This window comes from Mycobacterium sp. SMC-4 (genome assembly GCF_025263265.1).
Taxonomy (GTDB): domain Bacteria; phylum Actinomycetota; class Actinomycetes; order Mycobacteriales; family Mycobacteriaceae; genus Mycobacterium.
Map to the genome: position 1 here is coordinate 1,729,877 of NZ_CP079869.1, position 20,823 is coordinate 1,750,699.

Below are 20,823 nucleotides of genomic sequence, written 5' to 3' on the forward strand. Positions count from 1 at the left end.
GATACCGCCGATCCTCATCGGAGGTTTGCTCGCTTTGTTAGCCTTCCGGTGCGGGCCGGGGCTGAGGGGTGGGCCCTGATCGGATGGCCGGCCCGCGCATGACGAGCCTGTCACGTCGAAGGGGCATCTTTGCCGGCGCAGCACAGTTCCGCATCGCCTCCCGGTCGTTCGGCGGGCGAGACGGACGGCGCGCTCGCCGATGCCCGGTATCGCCGATTGCTGGACCTGAGCTTGTCGCCGATCTGCATACACGACGGTCGCGTCGTGCACTACGTCAACCTCGCCGGCGCCCGCGCGCTGGGCATGACCTCGGCCGGACAGATCGTCGGACGCCCCATCACCGACTTCATCGACCAGGCTTCGCTGGTTACGGTACGGGGCCGACTGGAGGCGCTGCGGGTCGAGGGCGACGTGACCGAACCGGTCCACCTGACGCTGCGCCGCATCGACGGCACCACCATCTCGTTGCATGCCGTGGCGACGCTGAGGGTGGACCGGGGCGCGCCACTGTTCGAGGTGGTCTTTCAGACCCCGATCGCAGAGCCGACCCGTAGCGCACGTGCCGGGGCGTCCGGTCAGCCGGCCGTCCCGTCGGTTCGGGGAGACCGGCTGTACACAGTGCTCGACCTGCTCCATGTCGGTGTGGTGATCATGGACAGCGACGGGCGTTTCGAGTTCACCAACGAAGCGGCGCGCCGCATGTTGGGTAGCGGTGCCGGCGAGCTGGTGGGTCTGCGCCACAGCCGCAGCGGCGTCGACCTACCCATGTATGACACCCAGGGCGCACAGATCGGCAAGGAATCGCATCCGTTGCGCTACATCCTCGAGACCGGCCTGAGCGTGGCGGGTGAAGTCATCGGCGTGGACCGGCTGGACGGTCGGCGGATCTGGTTGACCGGCAAGGGGTGTCTGATCGATCCGGATACTCCGGCGACGTCGTCGGTGATGTTGTCGTTCACCGACATCACTGAGCACTACGACGCCCGGGAGCGACTGCTGCATGAGGCGACCCATGATTGGCTCACCGGCTTACCGAACCGCGGTCACGCGCTCAATCACGCCGCTGCCGGACTGGTCGCCGACGGAGCCGACCGGCTTGCCGCCGTGTTGTTCCTCGACCTCAACGGGATGAAAGCGGTCAACGACACCTTCGGCCACCCCACCGGTGACGACGTGTTGCGCATCGCGGCGCAACGGATGCGCGCGGTGGTCCGTCCACAGGATCTGGTGGCCCGCATCGGTGGCGACGAATTCGTGATGCTGCTGATGGGCTTGCTGACCGCCGACGAACTCGACGTCGTGGTCGCGCGGGTGCAAGATGCGCTGGCGCCGGGCATTTCGGTGGGGTCGCAGGTTCTGCAGGTCGGCGTCAGCATCGGGGTGACGATGGTGTCGCACAACGACCCGCGCAGTCTCGCCGAGGTGCTGCGCGACGCAGATACCGCGATGTATCGCGCCAAAGCCCAAGGCCGCTCAACCACAACAGGTTCCGGTCAGTAGCTGATACCGAGGCGGTCGCACACCAGCAGGAACGCCTCGGCGAACGGATTGGCGGCGGTCTCGCGGTACAGCAGATCCCAGTCCAGTTGCTCGCGTACGGCCCGCACCAACGGCAGCAGTGCCTCGATGTTGCAGTGGTGTTCGTGCATCGCGTGCAACTTCTGCCGGATGACTTCGGTCGGCGCCAACACCGGCATGCAGACCGCCAGTACGTCGCGTAGCTGTGCACCTTCGATCATCGAGCGCTCCACGGGGACCCGGTTGATCTGGTGCAGCACATCGACGACGGTCGGGGAGTCCACCCCGGTCGCGGCCTTGAACAGCCACTGCTCAGGCGGGCGGCGGATGTCGAAGCCCGCTTTGGACAGTGTGGCGGCCGCCGCCTCCACATCCTGCTCGGCCACCACGAAGTCCACGTCGTGCACGGGCTCGGGAGCCCCGTGCACCCATAGGGCGTAGCTTCCGGCCAGCGCAAACTGCGGACCGTCCTCGGCCAACGCCGAAGCAGCCTTCTTCAACGCGGCCCGCAGAGTGTCGCGCGACACCGCCACCGCCGTGAGTTCTGAGGACATGGTGGGTAGTTGGTTACCCATGAAGCTGGTGACATTCAACATCCTGCATGGACGGACGCCCGGCGGCGGAGTGGACCTCGCGCGGTTCGCCGAATGCGTGGCCGGCCTCGACGCCGACATCCTGGCCTTGCAGGAAGTCGACTCCATCCAGGAGCGATCAGGCCTCGCCGACCTGACGGCATTGGCCGCCGAGGCGATGGGAGCGCGCAGTCACCGCTTCGTGGCCGCGATCGCCGGCACTCCCGGCGCGACGTGGATGGCAGCCACCGGGGAGGAACAGCCGGGCACAGCCGCCTACGGAGTGGCCCTGCTGTCGCGGTATCCGGCGCGGAACTGGCAGGTCGTACGGCTGCCGCGGATACCGTTCCGGTTCCCGATGTACCTGCGGGCCCCGGGGCGGGTTCAGGTCATCGACGAAGAGCCCCGCGCGGCGGTGATCGGCCAGTTCGACACCCCGCTCGGCGACCTCACGGTCGTCAACACGCACCTGTCGTTCGTGCCGGGATGGAACCGGCTACAGCTGCGTCGGCTGTTGCGGGATGTGCGGGCCCTGCCCTGGCCGCGCATCGTCACCGGAGACCTCAACATGTCCGCCGCCGCGGCGCGTCGTCATTCCGGCTTGCGCCCGCTGGCCTGCGCGCCGACCTTCCCCGCCGAGAATCCCAGCCAACAGCTCGATCACGTCCTCACCGACGATCCCGCGCTGAGCGCCAAGGAGTTCCGCGCACCGCATCTGGCGATCTCCGATCACCGTCCAATGGTCGTTCGCCTGCAACGTGACGGATAGTCCGGCGGGGGACCTTGGTCCCATGCCGGGGTGACCGACTTCCCTTCCTGGGCAGTCCAGGCCCGCGATACGGTCGGCTCGTCGGGCGGCGATGGCGCTGCCGAGCACACGTCAGGAGGCGGTCATGACCAGTTCACCAGCACCTCTGGGGGTCGTAGTCGGAGTTGACGGCTCACCCGCAGCCCGGGTCGCCGTCGACTGGGCCGCCCGTGACGCCGCGCTGTGGCATGTGCCGTTGACGCTGGTCCATGTCCTTCCCGGGGCCGCGATGCAAGCCTGGATTCAAACACCGTTGCCGGCCGACTACCTCGAGGAGTTGCGCCAGAGCGGTCAGGAGATCCTGGCCGCCGCCGCCCAGGACGCGCGCGCGGCCGGCGGTGAGAATCTGGTCAAGATCGAAGAACGGATCGTCTCGGGTTCACCTGTCCCGGCGCTGGTCGACTTCAGCAAGCAGGCCGATCTGGTGGTGGTCGGAAGTCGTGGGCTCGGCAAGTGGGGGCGACGCCTGCTCGGGTCGGTCAGCAGTGGGCTGGTCCACCATTCCCGGTGCCCGGTGGCGGTGATCCACGACGAGGATCCGCTGATCCCGCACCCAGCCCAGGCGCCCGTCGTGGTCGGAGTCGATGGATCACCGGCGTCCGAGCACGCCATCGCCATCGCCTACGAAGAAGCGTCCCGGCGCGGCGTCGAACTGGTGGCGGTGCACACCTGGAGTGATGCCGGTTACGAGTTGCCCGGCGCCGAGTGGTCCAACGTCCAGCCCGAGGAAGACATGCTGCTGGCCGAGAGACTGGCCGGCTATCGGGACCGCTATCCCGACGTACCGGTGCGCCGAGTGCTCAAGCGAGATCAGCCGGCCCGCCGTCTGCTCGAGGAAGCCGAGAACGCCCAATTGCTGGTCGTCGGCAGTCACGGCCGTGGTGGATTCACCGGGATGTTGCTCGGTTCGGTGGGTTCCGAGGTGGTGCAGTCGGCGCGAATTCCGGTGATCGTCGCCCGGCGGTGAAGCCGAGGCGAAACGCAAGATGATGCTCGGGATCGCGCGCCGGGCAGCATGCGCCGGCACGATCACCCAGAGCTCAGGTGCGCATACCGGCTGATGTGGTGATCGGTCGAGCCGAACTCGAATTGCAGTGCGGTCAAACGCTTGAAGTAGTGCCCGATCGCCAGTTCCTCGGTCATCCCCATGCCGCCGTGCAGTTGGACGGCCTGCTGACCGACGAACTGTGCAGCGCGTCCGACGGTGGCCTTGGCCGCCGATACCGCACGCGCTCGGGCGGCTTCGTCGGCGTCGAGTTTGAGGACCGCCAACAGCGTCGCCGCGGCGGCCTGCTCCACCTCCATGTACATGTCGACCATGCGATGCTGTAACACCTGAAAGCTGCCGATCGGCTGACCGAACTGCTGGCGCTGCTTGCAGTAGTCGACGGTGTCGGCCAGCACCTTGCGCATCGCCCCGACCGCTTCGGCGCACACCGCTGCGGCTCCTTCGTCGCGAGCGTGCGCCAGCGAAGCCCAGGCGGCGCCTTCCTGGCCGAGCAGAGACGACGCCGGTAACCGGACGTGGTCCAGGTCGATGTCGGAGGCGCGCCGGTCGTCGATCGTGCGGTAATGGTGCAGGGTGAGCCCCGGCCGTTGCCCGGACACGTCGACCACGAACAGCGAGATGCCGGTGGTATCGGCGCGCTCGCCCGATGTCCGTGCCGTGATCAGTACGTGGCCGGCCAACGGGGTGGCCGCGGACACGATCTTCGCTCCGGACAGCACCCACTGCGCACCGTCGCGCTCGGCGACGGTGCTGACATCTCGCCAGTTGTCGCCGGAGCCGGCCTCGGTTGCGGCCAACGTCACGATCGCTGTGCCGGAGGCAATCTGTTCGAGGAGTTCGGCGGCGACGTCACCGCCGGCGCGCTCGAGCAGGCCGGCCGCGACGATCGCGGTGTCGACGTAGGGTTCGACGACCAGTGCGTGACCCAGCGCCTCGGCGATGAGCATCATCTCCACGGGCCCGCCGCCGATACCACCGTGTTCCTCGGGCAGTGCAGCCCCGAGGATTCCGAGTTCTTCGGCGAATGCGCGCCAGATCTCGGGCTGCCATCCCGAACCCATCTTGGCGGCGGCCCGGCTGGTGTGAAGGTCGTAGCGGGTGGCCAGGAACTTGGTCAGTCCGTTGCGCAGCAGCTCTTGTTCGTCGTTGAGTGTGAAATGCATGTCCGTCCCCTACAGCCCCAGAGCGGCCTTGGCCAGAATGTTGCGCTGAATTTCGTTGCTACCGGCGTAGATCGAGCCTGCCCTGTCGTTGAAGTAACGCAGCGGAGCGACTGCCTGCCACGGTTGGCCACTGAGGTAACCGTCGGGCGGTGGCTCGAACTCGGCGATCGGACCGCCCGGGAAGGTGGCGTGTGGCTGGTATGCCCGTCCGCGCGGGCCGGCGGCCTCCATCGCGAGTTCGGTGATGCGCTGGCTGAGTTCGGTGCTGAGCACCTTGAGCATGGAGGACTTGGCGCCGGGGTTGCCGCCCCCGGCGACCACCGCCAGCACCTGATACTCCAGGATCTCGAGAACCTCGGTGCGGATGCGGGCATCGGCGAGCTTGCGCGCGAACGCTGGATCGTCGAGCAGGCGTCCGCCGTCGGGGCCGGGTTGATCGGCCGCCACCGTCGCGATGTCCTCGGCCATCACCTGCAGCGCCGGGGCGGTGGCACCGCCGCCGCGTTCGAACTCCAGCAGGTACTTCGCCACCGTCCAGCCGTCGTCGATCTCACCGAGGACGTTGGCTTTCGGCACCCGCACCTCGTCGAAGAAGACCTGGTTCTGCACCTCTTCGCCGGACGTCATCACCAGCGGCCGGATCTCGATCCCGGGCGAGGCCATGTCGATGAGGACGAACGTGATGCCGCGTTGCTTCTTCTCCGAGCGGGTTGTCCGCACCAGTGCGAACATCCAGTTCGCCTCCCGCGCGTGGGTCGTCCAGATCTTGCTGCCGGTGCAGACCAGATGATCGCCGTCGTCGCGGGCGGCCATGGTCAGCGCGGCGAGATCGGACCCGGCCTCGGGCTCGGAGTACCCCTGACAGAAGAACACCTCGCCGGTGAGGATTCTGGGCAGGAAGTGGTTCTTCTGCTCCTCGGTGCCGAATCGGATGATGGCGTGTGCCACCATCCGGATTCCCATCGGTGACAGCGACGGCGCTCCGGCCAGTGTCGATTCGCGGCTGAAAATGTAGTGCTGGGTCAGCGTCCAGTCGCATCCGCCGTAGGCAACCGGCCATGCCGGCGCCGCCCAGCCCTGTTCATGCAGAACGGCCTGCCACTGCATGCTGGCGTCGTGATCGGCGTACACGCTGGTCATCAACCGGCCGGCGCGGCGCAACTCCGGTGTCAGTTTGGTGTCGAGGAAGGCGCGGACCTCGTCGCGAAACGCGAGATCCGCCGGCGACCACTCCAGATCCATGACGTCTCCCTTCTGATAGAGGCTCAACGACACAGTAAACCTAGTTAGTTAGGTGAGGAAAATCCGGGGGCTCGCTGGATCGGTCGGAAGGAATACCGGTTGAGCCGATCACGCCAGCTCGGCTGGTGCGTTGCGCCGTCACGGCACCGTCAGTGCTAGCTTTCATGAGTTGCCACAGCCGATGATGGCAAATCCCCTCATTACCCATCCCGGCTGTGGCAACCCGGTTGCTCGGTCTTGTTCGGTGCAGGTGCTGTGGTGCCCTACGCTGTGGGCTGCGGCGCACCTCGGCGTCCAGGCAACGATGAGGCAGATAACCGTGTACACCGAGACGGATTGGGACGACGAGGTGGACGTCGTCTGCACCGGCGCAGGTATCGCCGGTCTGGCGGTGGCGATCTCTGCGATCGACGAGGGCGCCGACGTTATCGTCGCCGACCGTCCGGTCGCCGCACCGCAGAGTTGCTGGTGGCCGGTGGCCTGTACCGACGACGACACGCTGGCATATCTCGGTGAGCTGACCGCCGACCTGGACACTTCGCAATTGCGTTGCCAGGAGGAGGATCTGCCGCTGCGGCTGATCTCGGCCGACAACGACCGGCAGAGCACGACCGTGCCGCCGTTCGTCGGTTCACGGATGCGAGACTGGGCAGCCCAGTGCATCTGCTCGCCATCGGGATTCCTCTACACGCGGGTGACCGACTGGCCGACGAGCACCGTCGTCCTCGGCGGTGGCGAGACCTGGGAGATCAACGAGATCGGTCAGTTTGACCCCGACGGCGACGATCCTGTTGCGGCGCTTCACAAGTGGTTGACGGCCGAAGCGGCCGAGCGTGAGATCGAACGCATGCCGGCCAGCGGTCTGCAACAGTTGGTCCTCGACGACGGTGTGATCATCGGCGCGGTGGTCGCCACAGCGTCGGGTTCGTTCTCGGTGCGCGCCCGCCACGGGGTGCTGATCTGCCCGCAGACCCAGACGAGTCGGGAGTCCGGCCGCATCCCAGAGGATGCCGGGCTGCGGGTGGCGTTGGTCGGGAAGGCCGGTAGCCGCTTCGGGCGGGTGGAACTGTTGCGGTCTGCTACAGCCGCTGAGAAGCGCTGAACTTCAACGCGATCCGCCCTCTGGCCAAGAGCGACTCCATCGCCGCGCCGGCAATCGGCCGGGACAGCAAGAAGCCCTGCGCCCGATGACACCCGTGGCGCAGCAGGGTCAGCGCCGCCGCCTCGGTCTCCACACCCTCGGCGACGAGTTCGAGACCGAATGACTCGGCAAGCGCGATGATGGCGCGAACAATCGCGAGATCGCCAGGATCGGAACCGAGTTCACGCACGAAGCTGCGGTCGACCTTGAGGGTGTCGACCGGCAGCGACTTCAGATGTGACAGGGCGCTGTATCCGGTGCCGAAATCATCGATGGCAACCTGCACCCCGGCGTCCTTCAAACCGGCCAAGGTGACACGTGTCGTTTCGATGTCCTGGACCACGACGCTTTCGGTGATCTCCAGGCAGACCGACTCCGGGTCGATGTCGAACTCGGCGATGATTGCGGCGACGGTGTCGACGAATCCATCGGTCACCAACTGCACCGGTGAGACGTTGAGTCGCAAGACGACGCTGTGTCCCACACCGCGCGATCGCCACCCGGCGAATTCTGCGCACGCGGTCCGCATCACCCAGCGTCCCAATTCACCGGCGAGGTTGATGGACTCGGCGACCCCGATGAACGACTCGGGGGAGAGCAGTCCGCGGGTCGGATGCTGCCAGCGGACAAGTGCCTCGATGGCCAGGATCTCACCGGTGCGCATGTCGACTTCTGGCAGGTAATGCAGAATGAGCGCACCGTTTTCGATCACACTCTGCAGATGAAGCTCGATGTCGTTGCGTAGTTCACTTTCCAGCGACATCTCCTCGCTGAACACCGAGATCATGTTGCCGCCGCTGCCCTTTGCGACCAGCACTGCTTGGTCGGCGCGCCGCAGCAGATCCGATGTGGTGTCCCGGCCGGGTATGCCGAGCGCGACGCCGATGCTCGCAGTCCGGGTCAGCATCTCGCCGTCGATCGATACTCGCTCGTTCAACGTGTCGCGCAGTCGGTGAGCCAGCGCTTCGGCTGCTTCGACAGCTATCGGTTCGCTGGGCACCACCACGAACTCGTCACCACCGAGTCGGGCAATCAGATTGTTTCCGTCAGCTATTCGGCGCAGACGTTGTGCCTGTACCCGGATGAACCAGTCGCCGGCGGTGTGTCCGAGATAGTCGTTGATCGCCTTGAGTCGGTCGAGGTCGAAAAACAAGGTCGCGACTGGGCCGGGTTGGCCCGCGGCCAGCCTCTCGTCGAGGTGGGCCAGTAGCGCCCGCCTGTTGTTCAGGCCGGTCAGGTCATCGTGTTCAGCCAGGTAGCGCAGCTGTTCTTCGGCCAGTACCCGCGCCTGGACCTGCGCCAGCAGCGAGGTGATGGCCTCCAGCGCGTTGAGTTCCTCGGTGGTCCACTCGCGGTCGCCGAACTTGACGAACCCCAGTACGCCGGTGGTCACGTCGCCCGACACCAGTGGGGCCGCGGCCAGCGACGTCTCCCCGATTGCGCGTCCTTGCTCGATGCGTCGCTGGTAGTCGCCCGTCGCGGCTTCCGGACGGAACACCATCGGACGTTTCGCGTGCTCGCTGTGTGCGAACACCGGGTCGGCATCGGCGTAATAGACGACAGCCAACGGATCCGGGTCGGGGATACCGGTGCGCACCGGCCATTCGGCGATCAACCGGGACGCGCGGACGGCGTGATCGTTGTAACGCAGAAAGCTGACGTCCACGCCGAAGTACTCGACGAGGTCGGCCAGCACCTGTTGACTGACCTGAGCCGAGGTGGCCGCATTGGCCGCCATCAGCTTGGTGGCCACCGAGGTGACCACTGAGTCGAGGCTGGGTGGCGCCGCGCTTGCAGACATGGTCCGATCAGAATACGGCCGCAGACCCGAAATCGAGAGTCCGACGTCGACTGCGCACCGATGTCGGAGGCGCTGTGGTCAATCGCAGCAGCAAAACCTGGGCATGCTCGGGCGGCGTTGCCGTCATGAGTCGAAATCGTGATCGAAGCTCGATCAACTCTGCGGCGAATGTTGGTGACAAAGCTGTGAGTTCGCTGTCATCGTGCGCGTAGAGGAAGGCCGGCGAGATCGGTTGCACCGCCAACCCCAGTTGTTGTGCGGTGAGCCACAGCGCTTCGGCGCCGCATCCACCGCGCGCGTAACCCGTCAACGACCGGTCATCGACGGTCAGCACCGCCAGGGCAGAACATTGCGCGATCCGACTGCCGGTGTCGGAGCCGAGAACGGTACCAGCGTCCCACTGTGCCAGCACCGTCATGACGTCGGTGCGGCGCAGGATATCCAGGGTCGCGAGTTCATCCGGGGGCAACTCCAGGCTGTACACGTCGATTCCGGAGTCGGCGGGCTGGTCACCGGGCCACCGCATCTCTGAGGCCATGTCGGCGTGCAGGACCGGCGTCAGGTAGCGGATGCGGTCGGCCGCGCCGAGCAGTTGACCCGCGACCTGCAGGTCGGAGGGCTTGGAGAGCAGCTCGACACTGACTCCCTCGCGGTGCGCTGCGGCGCGCAGGGCTTCAGCCACCTCCTCGGACAACATCTGCGCGGTACCCCGGTGCCGGTTGGTCTCCCGGGCGTCCACCGCGGGGTACAGGCCGGCAAGGTAGGCGTCGTCACCGGGCGCCAGCGCCACCTCGGCCAACAGCGGATCTCGGTGATCTTCGGCGAAGCGTACGGGTCCGAGGAGCCCGTGTGCAGCCGCTGCGACCCGGGCGTTGAAGACAGCTGCACCGAGGGCCACGGCACTGCCCCGCAGTCCGATGTCGAGCGTCGAGCTGTACTCCGGCGCCAGCCGGATGGTGACCGCCTGCTCGGTGGCGTCGATGTGCCACGGCTGCGCGTTACCACCCGACGGCGCGCGGTGGGCGGCCAGCGCAACCGCGTGCGTCGCCGAGCGCGGTGTGGGCGGCGGCTGGACCGACGGTGGATCCTCGGGGCGTGCCGCCGTGGCCGCCGGATCGGTGAGCGTGCTCATCGCAGTGGCCACATCGATCCGGACCCGCCCCGACGTCAGCGGTTCACCGAGACCGATGCGGCGCACGGCCTCGGCGACAGCCGACGCGCCCACCAGCACGTCGCCCACGAGTTGTGGCCAGGTGGCCAAGGACTGGCCGACCTCGACCAACGACGCGGCACCGCGAGGTGACAGGCTCGCAGCATCCAGGATGCGCAGAACGTGCGGGATCTTCTGTCGGCCGTCGAGCGTGGACAGCGTGGCCACGTCGACGTCGCCGAGCAGACCATGGAACAGCGGACGTCCGGACTCCACGTCGAAGCGCTCCACATCGATCAGACCCCGGTCGCTGCTGGCCATCAGCACCGGGATTCCCCGGGTCCGAGCCCCTTGACGCACCAGCGCCTTGACATCGAGCGAGTCGCACTCCTCGACCACGACGTCGAGGCCGTCGAGAAATGCGCCCAGGTTGTCCTCGGTCAGCCCGGCGTCGAGCACCTCGACGTCGAAATACGGGTCCACTTCGGCGATTCTGCGTGCTGCTGTTACCGCCTTGTTCACGCCGAGGTCGAAAACCGTTGCCGGCACCCGGTTCAGATTCGACAACTCGAGGTCGTCATAGTCGGCCAACCGCAGGTGGCCGCACAGGGCCTGCATCGCCAGCGTGTGCGCGATGGCGTGACCGACGCTCAGACCCACCACCCCGACGCGCAGCGAAGAAAGCCGGTGGTGCTCGGCGAGCGTGATCAGGTTGCGGTTGCGGTCGGTTCGCGTGCGCGCATACCCGCGCGGCCCGAGTACCCCGACCAGTGCGCGTCGCCACGGGTAATACGCCCACCGCCGATGCTCACGTGTGAGGTCGTCGTCAGGTGCCGGAAGCAGACCGGCCAATGTTGCCGCTTGTTGGTCGGTACTGTCGAACACCACGATCTGCGGATCGGCGCGCAGGGACGCGATCGTACGCGCATCGTCATCTCGTTGGGGGTCGAGAATGACGGCGCGCGAGGCATTCTCGACATGACCTGGGGGTGGGGGCGAACCGATGTCAGAGTGATCAGACGTCACAGCGCATTATCGCGTAGGGCGGCCGACCCTCCGTAGGTGACCCCCGCGCGCTCCAGATCGCGGACGTCGGCGAGGATCTTGGCGACCTGGCCGGGCTCCGCATGGCGGATCCAGGTCCGGCGGTCCCACCACATCATCTTCGTGCGGTACCGCGGGTCCGGGTAGGGCGTCGCGGGGATGGCTGCGACCACTCCGCCCGATGTCCGCCACTTGTCGAGGACGTGCGGAGCCGATGTCGCCATGCAGAACTGCACGTCCATCACCGCCATCGAGTGCGAGCCACTGCGCGCGAGCGCGCTGGTCACCCCCTTCGAGTTTTGCGGGCGGTCGTCGACGAAAGCCGCTTTCATCTCGAGTACCCCGAACGGCACGCGGTCGTCGATCATCTTGCGGACCGCGGCCAACCCGGGCTGGCCTTCCCATTCGACGACGGCATGGGAGTCCTCGGCACAGGTCAGCGGCCCCTTGGCGCGTACTCCGCCGATCACCCGGCCCGACCTGTCCAGCGCTGCCCAGAACAGGGCGGTGTCATGGCCGTCGCTGATGCTGGCGATGTCGATCGCTCGGCCGACACCGAACTTGTGGTAACTGCGTTCAGCGCCTTCGAGATACTCGAACCACAATTCACGGTCCAGTGCCGGCTGAGACAAGACCAACGTGCATTGCGCGTCGTCGTCCCACCACGAGTGCCGAGAAGGCAGGACGAAAGTGTCGGTCATCGGTTCGGTCAGCGAAATGGTCATCTCTGTTCCCATCGTCGTGCGGGCGCAACACCCAAACGGGTGTTGACGACTGCTGTCATTGCGGATTCGTTATTCGTCGCGAAAGCGACGACACCAGTATGTAGCTGCAGGTATCTGAAATTCCAGCTAGGCATGACAATTTCCCTGACGAGCACTGGCAGTGGGCGTAACTTATGCACAAAGACTTACCGTAGGAAGTCTTTTCGAACACTGAAATCCGGTGAATCCACCGAAAAAAAGTTGCGGCAGTGTTATTCGAGCGAACTGCTTGGCAAAGCGGCCGCGTAATCTTGCACGGGAAATGCAATACAACGGATTTCGTCGCTAACTTGGCGCCGCAGCGCGGCGCAATTGCGTGGTGCCGACAGGTGAACAAGGCACGCCCGCAATGTGACACCGATGTTTCGCGCGGGCGTCGCGACTGCCGCGGCTTCGCTGCGTGAGAAGACTGCAAGCACAGCCGGCCAACGCGACAGTCCCTGCCAGCATCCGGGATCGGTCCCGGCTCACCGTCGAGTGATCGTGTGGCACTGTGAGATCCGCCGGGGTTCGCAGATGCACCGTTATCCCGGTGTGTTCACGTCGCACGGTCGCCACAGTCGAAGGAGACAGCAATGAAGAAGTTCGACGACCTCACCGCACTCGCTGCCGCCGAAGGCACGCAGCTCGGTCCTACCGAATGGCTCGAGATCTCCCAGGATCGAGTCAACCTCTTCGCCGATGCCACCGATGACCACCAATGGATTCACGTCGATCCGCAGCGTGCCGCCGACGGACCGTTCGGCGGAACCATCGCCCACGGTCTACTGACATTGTCGCTGATCCCTCATTTCACCCACCAGCTCTACGCCGTCGACAACGTCGCCATGGCCATCAACTACGGCTACAACAAGGTCCGGTTCATCACCCCGGTCCGGGTCGGCGCCAAACTGCGCGCGCGTGCGGAGATCAGTGCGGTCGCCCAGCTCGACAACGCGGTGCAGGCAACGCTGACCACGACCGTCGAGATCGACGGTTCGGAGAAGCCGGCCGCGGTCGCGGAGTCCATCGTGCGTTTCATCGGCTGATCGGCCACTGGGCCTGCCGCATCATTTTACGAGTGTCAGCGACCATTGACGTATGTCAAAAACGCTCGTAGATTGCGTTGCGGCAGGAGGAGTGTCGGTGAAACTCAAAGACCCCAGCGTTGCGGTCATTGGGGCCGGTATCAGCGGCCTGACTGCGGGCAAGATGCTCAAGGACTACGGCGTCCGGTACACGACCTTCGAGACTTCTGACCGGATCGGAGGCAACTGGGCCTTCGGCAACCCCAACGGGCACAGCAGCGCTTATCGGTCACTGCACATCGACACGTCCAAGGACCGGCTGTCGTTCAAGGATTTTCCGATGCCCGAGCACTACCCGTCGTTCCCGCACCATTCGCAGGTCAAGGCGTATCTCGATGAGTACGCCGCAGCATTCGGGTTGTTGGATCATGTCGAGTTCGGCAATGGGGTGCTGGCTGCGCGGCGCAGCGAGAGCGGGGGTTGGCAGCTCACCGATCAAGCCGGCGCTCAGCGTCAGTTCGACCTGCTGGTCGTCGCCAACGGGCATCACTGGGATCCACGACTGCCCGACTTCCCCGGCTCGTTCTCCAACGAGTCGATGCACTCCCACGACTACATCGATCCATCGACCCCGCTGGACCTGCACGGCAAACGCATCCTGGTGGTGGGAATCGGTAACAGCGCCGCCGACATCACCGTCGAGTTGTCGTCGAAGGCGTTGGGTAACACGGTCACGCTGTCGACCCGCTCGAGCGCATGGATCGTGCCGAAGTACATCGCCGGACGGCCGGGGGACACCTTCTGGCGCACCTGGCCGCACCTTCCGCTGAAATGGCAGCGCAAGGCGGTCCAACTGGTCGCCCCGATGTTGGGAACCGATCCGACGATGTACGGATTGCCGCCGGCCGATCACAAGCTCTTCGAGGCCCACCCGACACAATCGGTGGAGTTGCCGCTGCGCTTGGGTTCCGGCGACGTGATTCCCAAACCCAACGTGGCGCGACTCGACGGTGACACCGTGCATTTCATCGACGGCACCAGCGCAGTCTTCGACGTCATCATCTACGCCACCGGATACAACATCACCTTTCCGTTCTTCGATCCGACGTTCATCAGCGCACCGAACAACCAGATCCGGCTGTACAAGCGCATGTTCACACCGGGCTGTGACGACGTGGTCTTCATCGGGTTCGCGCAATCGGTGCCGACGCTGTTCCCGTTCGTCGAGTGTCAGTCGCGGCTGCTGGCGGCCTACGCCGTCGGTCGGTACGCGTTGCCGTCGGTCGCGGAGATGGAACGGGTCATCGATGCCGATCAGCAACTACACGCCGGTCACTGCACCGATCGTCCGCGTCACACTCAGCAGGTCGATTACTTCATCTACGAACACGACCTGCGTACCCGGGAACTGCCCGCCGGTCTCCGGCGGGCCCGGCAGGGCGCACCGGTACCGCGATGACGCCGGCAGAGATCACGTTCACCAGTGCCGGAGTGAACTGCAGTGGCTGGCACTTCCGGGCCGATGGGGCCGGTGATCGGCGACCGATCGTGGTGATGGCGCACGGCTTCGGCGGCACCAAGGACTCCGGTCTGGCCCCGTTCGCGCAGCACTTCGCCGCATCCGGGGTCGACGTGCTGGCCTTCGATTACCGGGGCTTTGGCGCGTCGGCAGGTCAACCACGCCAGTCGCTTTCAGTGCGCCGGCAGGTCGAGGACTATCACAGCGCGGTCGAGGCAGCCAAGGCGCTCGACGGTGTCGATCCGGGCCGCGTCGCGCTGTGGGGTGCGTCGTTCTCCGGCGGGCACGTACTCACCGTTGCAGCCGCGCGCACCGACATCGCTGCGGTCATGGCGGTGACGCCACTGACCAGCGGTCTGGCTGTCAGCAGGGCGGCCGCGGCATCACGCGACCTGATCACGTCCCTGCGATGGACGGCGGCCGGAATCAGGAGCCGCGTCGCGGTTCGTCGCGGTGGCGCACCGACGCTGATGCCGCTGGTCGCCCCGGTCGGGGAACCGGGCGCGCTGGCCCTCGACGGCGCCTACGAGAGCTACACGTCCATGGCCGGTCCGACGTGGCGCAACGAGATCGATTGCGCGGTAGGGCTGGAAGTCCTACGTGTTCACACCACCGCGGCGGCCAAGAAGCTGCGGTGTCCGTTGCTGGTGCAGATCGCCGACTTCGATCAGTACGTGCCGGCCGGTGCGGTGGCCGCCACCGCGGCCCACGGACGCGCCCAGGTGCACCGGTATCCGTGCGACCACTTCGACGTGTGGCCCGGTCATGGCTGGTTCGACAAGGCCGCGGCCGACCAGGTGGCGTTCCTGCAGCGCACCCTGCTCAGTAGTGCGTCGAGCCCTGGTCAATCGAAATAGCGCTTGCTGTCACGTATTTCGACTCATCACTGGCCAGCCAGCACACCGCGTCGGCGATGTCCTCGGGTTCGACGATCCAGGTTGGTAGAAACGGAGTCATCATGTTCTGCAGCTGCGGGTTGGTTTCCATCGCCTTGCTCAGCGCGGTGACCATGTCCCCGGTGCCCATATCGGTCAACACCGGCCCTGGATGCACGCTGTTGACCCGGATCGAGTGCTTGCCGAGCTCGGCGGCGAAGGCCCGCGCCATACCGGTGACGGCGTGCTTGCTGGCCGTGTAGTGCACCATGAACGGTTGCAGTTTCACCCCAGCAGCCGAGCTGATCAGGATGATCGAGCCGCCGCGGCCACCGTCGACGATCTTGTCGGCACCGGCCATCACGGTGTTCCACGTGCCGGTGACGTTGATGTCCATCACATCGCGGAAGTCCTCGGGTCGGATCTGGTCCCAGGCCTGGGGCGCGGCGACCCCGGCATTGGCGACGATCACGTCCAGCCGACCCAGCTCGGTGACTGCGGCCGACACGACATCGCGCAGGCCGACGTAGTCACGGGTGTCGACCTTCGCCGAGATGGCGCGGCGGCCGGTCTTCTCGACCAGGCGCACTGTCTCCTCGAGGTCGTCGACGGTGGCATGGTCGTAGGGCACACACGAGGGCAGCGGGCCGGCGATGTCGACGGCGACGACGTCGGCGCCTTCGTTGGCCATCCGCACCGCGTGCGCCCGTCCTTGCCCACGGGCTGCGCCGGTGATGAACGCGACCCGGCCTTCAAGCCGGCCAGTCGGGTTCTTGCTCATGACTTCTTTGCCGCCTTCACCAATGCGCCGCCGATGATGAGTCGCTGTATCTCGCTGGTGCCTTCGTAGAGGCGCAGCAGTCGGACGTCGCGGTAGATGCGCTCGACCGGGACCTCCCGCATGTACCCACTGCCGCCGTGGATCTGGACCGCGAGATCAGCGACCCGGCCCACCATTTCGGTGCAGAACAGCTTGGCCGCCGACGGCGCGATGCGACGGTCCTGGCCGGTGACCCATTGCCGGGCGGTGTCGCGAACCAGCGCTCGGCCGGCCATCACGCCGGTCTGCTGATCGGCGATCATGGCCTGCACCAACTGGAAGTCACCGATCGGGGTTCCGCCCTGAGTCGCGGTTGCGGCGTAGGCCACCGATTCGTCCAGAGCCCGCTGGGCCGTGCCGACGGCCAGCGCGGCGATGTGCACGCGCCCGCGGGCCAACGATGTCATCGCTGCGCGGTATCCGTGGTCCTCACTGCCGCCGACCAGTGCGCTGTCCGGGACGCGGACATCGGTGAAACTGACGTCGGCGGTCCAGGCCCCCTCCTGGCCCATCTTCTTGTCCTTGGCGCCGACCTCGACACCGGGTGCATCGGCCGGCACCAGGAACACCGCGATCCCGGCGCCCTTCTCGTCGGCCGGCCGGCTGCGGGCAAACGTCACGAACAGGTCGGCGGTCGGGGCGTTGGTGATGTATTGCTTCTGGCCGTTGATGACCCATCCTGAATCCGGCCCGTCACCGTCGCGGACGGCTTTGGTGCGCAGCCCGGACGGGTTGGACCCGGCACCCGGCTCGGTGAGCGCGAAGGACGCCACGACGTCGCCGGAAGCTATCCCTTCGAGCCAGGTGGCCTTCTGTTCGTCGGTGCCATAGCCGACCAGCACCTGACCGGCGATGCCGTTGTTGGTGCCGAACATCGAGCGCAGCGCCAGCGAGGTGTACCCCAGTTCCATCGCCAGCTCGACGTCTTGGACGAGGTTCAGACCCAGACCACCAAACTCCTGGGGGATCGCGTAACCGAACAAGCCCATGTCCATGGCCTGCTCGCGCAGGTCGTCGGGAACCCGATCCTCGGCGAGGATCTCCTGTTCGCGCGGGACGACCGCGGTCCGGACGAACTGTCGGGTCTGCGCCAGGATCTCTGCGAAATCCTCATCGCTGACTTCCTGGCTGCCGTCTTCGGTGCTCACTGATCGACACTCCTCGGGGTCCTGGTTAAGAAATATCGTATATGAAATACGATATCGGTCAGGTCAGTCCCTACAGACGCGAGGATGGTGGAACAGGTGTCGTTGCTGACGGGTCAAACCGCCGTGATCACCGGTGGAGCGCAAGGTCTCGGATACGCGATCGCCCAGCGATTCGTCGCCGAGGGTGCCCGGGTGGTGCTCGGTGACGTGAACATGGAGGCGACGCAGGCGGCCGCGGAGTCCTTGGGTGGCGACGATGTCGCCCGCGCGGTGTGCTGCGACGTCACGCAGTCCGCAGAGGTCGACGCCCTGATTCAGGCGGCGCTGGACGGCTTTGGCGCATTGGACGTCATGGTCAACAACGCCGGCATCACCCGCGACGCAACCATGCGCAAGATGACCGAGGAACAGTTCGACCAGGTCATCGCGGTACACCTGAAGGGCACCTGGAACGGACTTCGGGCGGCCGGTGCGGTGATGCGCGAGCAGAAGCGCGGGTCGATCGTCAACATGTCGTCGATCTCCGGCAAGGTCGGCATGGTCGGACAGACCAACTACTCCGCCGCCAAAGCCGGCATCGTGGGCATGACCAAGGCTGCGTCGAAGGAGCTGGCCTATCTCGGGGTGCGGGTCAACGCGATTCAGCCTGGGCTGATCCGCTCCGCCATGACCGAGGCGATGCCGCAACGGATCTGGGATTCCAAGGTGGCCGAGGTGCCATTGGGGCGCGCCGGTGAACCCGAGGAAGTCGCCAACGTCGCACTGTTCCTGGCCTCAGGCCTGTCGTCCTACATGACGGGTACGGTGCTCGAGGTGACGGGTGGACGGCACTTGTGACGCGCGATGCCGTGATCTGTGAGCCGGTGCGCACGCCCATCGGCCGCTACGGTGGCATGTTCAAGACTCTGACTGCCGTCGACCTCGGCGTGAAGGCGCTGCAGGGACTGTTGACCCGCACCGGCGTGTCGTCCGAGTCGATCGAGGACGTCATCGTCGGTCATTGCTATCCGAGCATGGAAGCCCCGGCCATCGGGCGGGTGATCGCCCTCGATGCCGGTCTGCCCGTCACCGTCGGGGGTATGCAGATCGACCGGCGTTGCGGTTCGGGGCTGCAGGCCGTCATCCAGGCATGCCTCCAAGTTTCCAGTGGCAACAACGATCTCGTCGTCGCCGGCGGTGCCGAATCGATGAGCAACGTGGTGTTCCATTCCACCGACATGCGCTGGGGTGGGGCGCGGGGCGGTATTGCGGTCCACGACGCGCTGGCCCGGGGTCGCACGACGGCGGGCGGCAAGAATCATCCGGTGCCCGGCGGCATGCTGGAAACCGCAGAGAATCTGCGTCGGCAGTACTCGATCTCCCGCTCGGAGCAGGACGAGTTGGCCGTGACCTCGCATCGGCGTGCGGTCAAGGCCCAGCAGGAGGGGGCGCTGGCCGAGACGATCGTGCCCGTCACCGTCCGGTCGCGGTCTGGTGAACAGGTGATCGACACCGACGAACATCCGCGCGCAGACACCTCGATCGATGCCCTGTCAAAACTGAAACCGATTCTCGGCAAAGATGATCCAGACGCCACGGTCACCGCGGGCAACTCCAGCGGGCAGAACGATGCGGCGTCGATGTGTCTGGTGACCACTGCCGAAAAGGCCGCCGAGCTCGGCCTGACGCCGCTGGTGCGGCTGGTCTCATGGGCGGTGGCCGGTGTCGCGCCGAAATTGATGGGCATCGGTCCGGTGCCGGCCACCGCCGCGGCACTGGACAAGGCCGGGCTGTCGTTGCCGGACATGGACCTGATCGAGCTCAACGAGGCCTTCGCCGCCCAAGCACTGGCCTGCCTGCGGGAATGGCAATTCGGTCCAGCAGATATGGAGCGGACCAATGTGCACGGGTCGGGAATCTCGCTCGGGCACCCAGTCGGTGCCACCGGCGGCCGGATGCTGGCCACGTTGGCCCGCGAATTGAACCGACGAGGCGGACGCTACGGCTTGGAGACGATGTGCATCGGCGGCGGGCAGGGCCTGGCGGCGGTGTTCGAAAGGGTGACACAGTGACCAGACTCGCGCAGACGTTGGGACTCAACGAGTTTCAGACCGAGATAGTCGCAACCGTGCGGCAGTTTGTGGACAAAGAGGTCATCCCGACCGCGCAGGAACTCGAACACCGCGATACCTACCCGCAAGCCATCGTCGATGCGATGCGCGAGATGGGACTGTTCGGGTTGATGATCCCCGAGCAGTACGGCGGGCTGGGGGAGTCGCTGCTGACCTATGCGCTGTGCGTAGAGGAACTCGCACGCGGCTGGATGAGCGTGTCGGGGGTCATCAACACCCACTTCATCGTCGCGTACATGATCCGCCAGCACGGTACCGACGCGCAGAAGAACTACTACCTACCCAAGATGGCCACCGGTGAGACGCGGGGTGCGTTCTCGATGTCCGAACCCGAGCTGGGCAGTGACGTCGCGGCGATTCGCACCCGAGCCCGTGAGAACGGTGATGGCACCTACACCATCGACGGTCAGAAGATGTGGCTGACCAATGGCGGCAGCTCCACCCTCGTCGCCACGCTGGTGCGCACCGACGAAGGCGCCGACAGGCCGCACCGCAACCTCACCGCCTTCCTGATCGAAAAGCCCACGGGATTCGGCGAAGTCGTGCCGGGACTGACCATCCCCGGCAAGCTCGACAAGCTGGGGTACAAGGGCATCGACACCACCGAGCTGATCTTCGACGGCTACCGCGCGCGGGCCTCCGACATCCTGGGGGAGGCGCCCGGCCAAGGCTTCTTCCAGATGATGGACGGTGTCGAGGTCGGGCGGGTCAACGTGTCCGCCCGAGCCTGCGGCGTGGGCATCAGGGCCTTCGAGTTGGCGGTGCGCTATGCCCAGCAGCGCAGCACCTTCGGCAAGCCCATCGCGCAGCACCAGGCCATCGCGTTCCAGTTGGCGGAGATGGCGACCAAGGTGGAGGCGGCGCACCTGATGATGGTCAATGCCGCGCGGATGAAGGACAGTGGTGACCGCAACGACGTGGCCGCCGGCATGGCCAAGTACTTCGCCAGCGAGGTGTGCGCCGAGGTCACCCAGCAGAGCTTCCGCATTCATGGCGGCTACGGCTATTCCAAAGAGTACGAGATCGAACGGCTGATGCGCGACGCGCCGTTCCTGCTCATCGGTGAGGGGACCAGCGAGATCCAGAAGAACATCATCAGCAAGCGTCTGCTGGCGGACTACCGGGTGTAGT

Annotated in this window: 18 protein-coding genes; 10 read left to right on the forward strand and 8 right to left on the reverse strand. The window is 65.9% G+C overall.

Going from position 1 to position 20,823, the window contains the following annotated elements; all coding sequences use genetic code 11:
- The first annotated feature begins 231 nt into the window (after positions 1–231).
- Entirely contained in the window at positions 232–1,500 is a 1,269-nt protein-coding gene (locus KXD98_RS08390) for a diguanylate cyclase domain-containing protein (RefSeq protein WP_260765067.1), read from the forward strand.
- Here KXD98_RS08390 and KXD98_RS08395 read toward each other — a convergent pair.
- Positions 1,494–2,072, reverse strand: coding sequence for a hypothetical protein (locus KXD98_RS08395; RefSeq protein ID WP_260763229.1), 579 nt, complete (start codon positions 2,070–2,072; stop codon positions 1,494–1,496). The two genes, KXD98_RS08390 and KXD98_RS08395, sit on opposite strands and share 7 nt — an antisense overlap.
- 19 nt (positions 2,073–2,091) lie before the next feature.
- Between KXD98_RS08395 and KXD98_RS08400 the strand changes: the two genes are divergently transcribed.
- Positions 2,092–2,859: an endonuclease/exonuclease/phosphatase family protein gene (locus tag KXD98_RS08400; RefSeq protein WP_260763230.1), complete on the forward strand. Its 768-nt coding sequence runs from the start codon at positions 2,092–2,094 to the stop codon at positions 2,857–2,859.
- 124 nt (positions 2,860–2,983) lie between these two features.
- Positions 2,984–3,865 carry a universal stress protein gene (locus KXD98_RS08405; RefSeq protein ID WP_260763232.1) on the forward strand — a complete coding sequence of 294 codons (882 nt, stop codon included), beginning with the start codon at positions 2,984–2,986 and terminating at the stop codon, positions 3,863–3,865.
- 62 nt (positions 3,866–3,927) lie between these two features.
- Here KXD98_RS08405 and KXD98_RS08410 read toward each other — a convergent pair whose 3' ends face one another.
- Together KXD98_RS08410 and KXD98_RS08415 are read right to left on the reverse strand one after the other, a co-directional pair.
- On the reverse strand, positions 3,928–5,070 hold the full coding sequence (locus KXD98_RS08410; protein ID WP_260763235.1) for an acyl-CoA dehydrogenase family protein: 1,143 nt from the start codon (positions 5,068–5,070) through the stop codon (positions 3,928–3,930).
- Between the two features lie 9 nt (positions 5,071–5,079).
- Entirely contained in the window at positions 5,080–6,312 is a 1,233-nt protein-coding gene (locus tag KXD98_RS08415; protein WP_260763236.1) for an acyl-CoA dehydrogenase family protein, read from the reverse strand.
- A 319-nt stretch (positions 6,313–6,631) separates the two neighbouring features.
- On the opposite strand from KXD98_RS08415, the gene KXD98_RS08420 reads away from it, so the two are divergent.
- Positions 6,632–7,414, forward strand: coding sequence for a hypothetical protein (locus tag KXD98_RS08420; RefSeq protein WP_260763238.1), 783 nt, complete (start codon positions 6,632–6,634; stop codon positions 7,412–7,414).
- On the opposite strand, the gene KXD98_RS08425 is transcribed toward KXD98_RS08420, so the two are convergent.
- From KXD98_RS08425 to KXD98_RS08435, 3 genes are read right to left on the reverse strand one after another with little or no spacing between them, the layout of a single operon-like run.
- Complete coding sequence (locus KXD98_RS08425) at positions 7,392–9,254, reverse strand: bifunctional diguanylate cyclase/phosphodiesterase (protein WP_260763241.1); 1,863 nt, start codon at positions 9,252–9,254, stop codon at positions 7,392–7,394. The genes KXD98_RS08420 and KXD98_RS08425 overlap by 23 nt on opposite strands.
- 7 nt (positions 9,255–9,261) lie before the next feature.
- Positions 9,262–11,430, reverse strand: a complete 2,169-nt coding sequence (locus KXD98_RS08430) for an Rv1355c family protein (protein ID WP_260763243.1) — start codon at positions 11,428–11,430, stop codon at positions 9,262–9,264.
- Positions 11,427–12,173 carry a hypothetical protein gene (locus KXD98_RS08435; protein WP_260763245.1) on the reverse strand — a complete coding sequence of 249 codons (747 nt, stop codon included), beginning with the start codon at positions 12,171–12,173 and terminating at the stop codon, positions 11,427–11,429. Before KXD98_RS08435 ends, KXD98_RS08430 begins: the two co-directional genes overlap by 4 nt.
- A 614-nt stretch (positions 12,174–12,787) precedes the next feature.
- Between KXD98_RS08435 and KXD98_RS08440 the strand changes: the two genes are divergently transcribed.
- The 3 genes from KXD98_RS08440 to KXD98_RS08450 all read left to right on the forward strand — a co-directional run bounded on the left by KXD98_RS08440 (position 12,788) and on the right by KXD98_RS08450 (position 15,595).
- Positions 12,788–13,240, forward strand: a complete 453-nt coding sequence (locus tag KXD98_RS08440) for a MaoC family dehydratase (RefSeq protein WP_260763248.1) — start codon at positions 12,788–12,790, stop codon at positions 13,238–13,240.
- A gap of 163 nt (positions 13,241–13,403) precedes the next feature.
- Positions 13,404–14,678 carry an NAD(P)/FAD-dependent oxidoreductase gene (locus KXD98_RS08445; protein WP_260765068.1) on the forward strand — a complete coding sequence of 425 codons (1,275 nt, stop codon included), beginning with the start codon at positions 13,404–13,406 and terminating at the stop codon, positions 14,676–14,678.
- Entirely contained in the window at positions 14,675–15,595 is a 921-nt protein-coding gene (locus tag KXD98_RS08450; protein WP_260763249.1) for an alpha/beta hydrolase, read from the forward strand. The genes KXD98_RS08445 and KXD98_RS08450 overlap by 4 nt, the downstream gene beginning before the upstream one ends.
- Here KXD98_RS08450 and KXD98_RS08455 read toward each other — a convergent pair.
- Both KXD98_RS08455 and KXD98_RS08460 read right to left on the reverse strand, forming a co-directional pair.
- Positions 15,561–16,394 (reverse strand): mycofactocin-coupled SDR family oxidoreductase, encoded by an 834-nt coding sequence (locus KXD98_RS08455; RefSeq protein WP_260763251.1) that lies wholly within the window; start codon positions 16,392–16,394, stop codon positions 15,561–15,563. The two genes, KXD98_RS08450 and KXD98_RS08455, sit on opposite strands and share 35 nt — an antisense overlap.
- A complete protein-coding gene (locus KXD98_RS08460; protein WP_260763253.1) occupies positions 16,391–17,581 on the reverse strand; it encodes an acyl-CoA dehydrogenase family protein in 1,191 nt (396 codons plus the stop codon). Before KXD98_RS08460 ends, KXD98_RS08455 begins: the two co-directional genes overlap by 4 nt.
- Before the next feature lie 84 nt (positions 17,582–17,665).
- Here KXD98_RS08460 and fabG point away from each other — a divergent pair, with 84 nt between their 5' ends.
- From fabG to KXD98_RS08475, 3 genes are read left to right on the forward strand one after another with little or no spacing between them, the layout of a single operon-like run.
- Positions 17,666–18,418 (forward strand): 3-oxoacyl-ACP reductase FabG, encoded by a 753-nt coding sequence (fabG, locus tag KXD98_RS08465; RefSeq protein ID WP_260763257.1) that lies wholly within the window; start codon positions 17,666–17,668, stop codon positions 18,416–18,418.
- Positions 18,415–19,632 carry an acetyl-CoA C-acetyltransferase gene (locus KXD98_RS08470; RefSeq protein WP_260763259.1) on the forward strand — a complete coding sequence of 406 codons (1,218 nt, stop codon included), beginning with the start codon at positions 18,415–18,417 and terminating at the stop codon, positions 19,630–19,632. The genes fabG and KXD98_RS08470 overlap by 4 nt, the downstream gene beginning before the upstream one ends.
- The gene (locus KXD98_RS08475) at positions 19,629–20,822 is read left to right on the forward strand and encodes an acyl-CoA dehydrogenase family protein (RefSeq protein ID WP_260763261.1); all 1,194 of its coding nucleotides are present in this window, start codon (positions 19,629–19,631) and stop codon (positions 20,820–20,822) included. Before KXD98_RS08470 ends, KXD98_RS08475 begins: the two co-directional genes overlap by 4 nt.
- The last annotated feature ends 1 nt before the right edge of the window (position 20,823 follow it).

Excerpts from the sequence above, each read along its gene's own strand:
- KXD98_RS08395 (WP_260763229.1), bottom strand. The coding sequence starts at position 2,072 with ATGTCCTCAGAACTCACGGCGGTGGCGGTGTCGCGCGACACTCTGCGG.
- KXD98_RS08400 (WP_260763230.1), top strand. The coding sequence starts at position 2,092 with ATGAAGCTGGTGACATTCAACATCCTGCATGGACGGACGCCCGGCGGC.
- KXD98_RS08405 (WP_260763232.1), top strand. The coding sequence starts at position 2,984 with ATGACCAGTTCACCAGCACCTCTGGGGGTCGTAGTCGGAGTTGACGGC.
- KXD98_RS08410 (WP_260763235.1), bottom strand. The coding sequence starts at position 5,070 with ATGCATTTCACACTCAACGACGAACAAGAGCTGCTGCGCAACGGACTG.
- KXD98_RS08415 (WP_260763236.1), bottom strand. The coding sequence starts at position 6,312 with ATGGATCTGGAGTGGTCGCCGGCGGATCTCGCGTTTCGCGACGAGGTC.
- KXD98_RS08425 (WP_260763241.1), bottom strand. The coding sequence starts at position 9,254 with ATGTCTGCAAGCGCGGCGCCACCCAGCCTCGACTCAGTGGTCACCTCG.
- KXD98_RS08435 (WP_260763245.1), bottom strand. The coding sequence starts at position 12,173 with ATGACCATTTCGCTGACCGAACCGATGACCGACACTTTCGTCCTGCCT.
- KXD98_RS08440 (WP_260763248.1), top strand. The coding sequence starts at position 12,788 with ATGAAGAAGTTCGACGACCTCACCGCACTCGCTGCCGCCGAAGGCACG.
- KXD98_RS08445 (WP_260765068.1), top strand. The coding sequence starts at position 13,404 with ATGCTCAAGGACTACGGCGTCCGGTACACGACCTTCGAGACTTCTGAC.
- KXD98_RS08450 (WP_260763249.1), top strand. The coding sequence starts at position 14,675 with ATGACGCCGGCAGAGATCACGTTCACCAGTGCCGGAGTGAACTGCAGT.
- KXD98_RS08455 (WP_260763251.1), bottom strand. The coding sequence starts at position 16,394 with ATGAGCAAGAACCCGACTGGCCGGCTTGAAGGCCGGGTCGCGTTCATC.
- fabG (WP_260763257.1), top strand. The coding sequence starts at position 17,666 with ATGGTGGAACAGGTGTCGTTGCTGACGGGTCAAACCGCCGTGATCACC.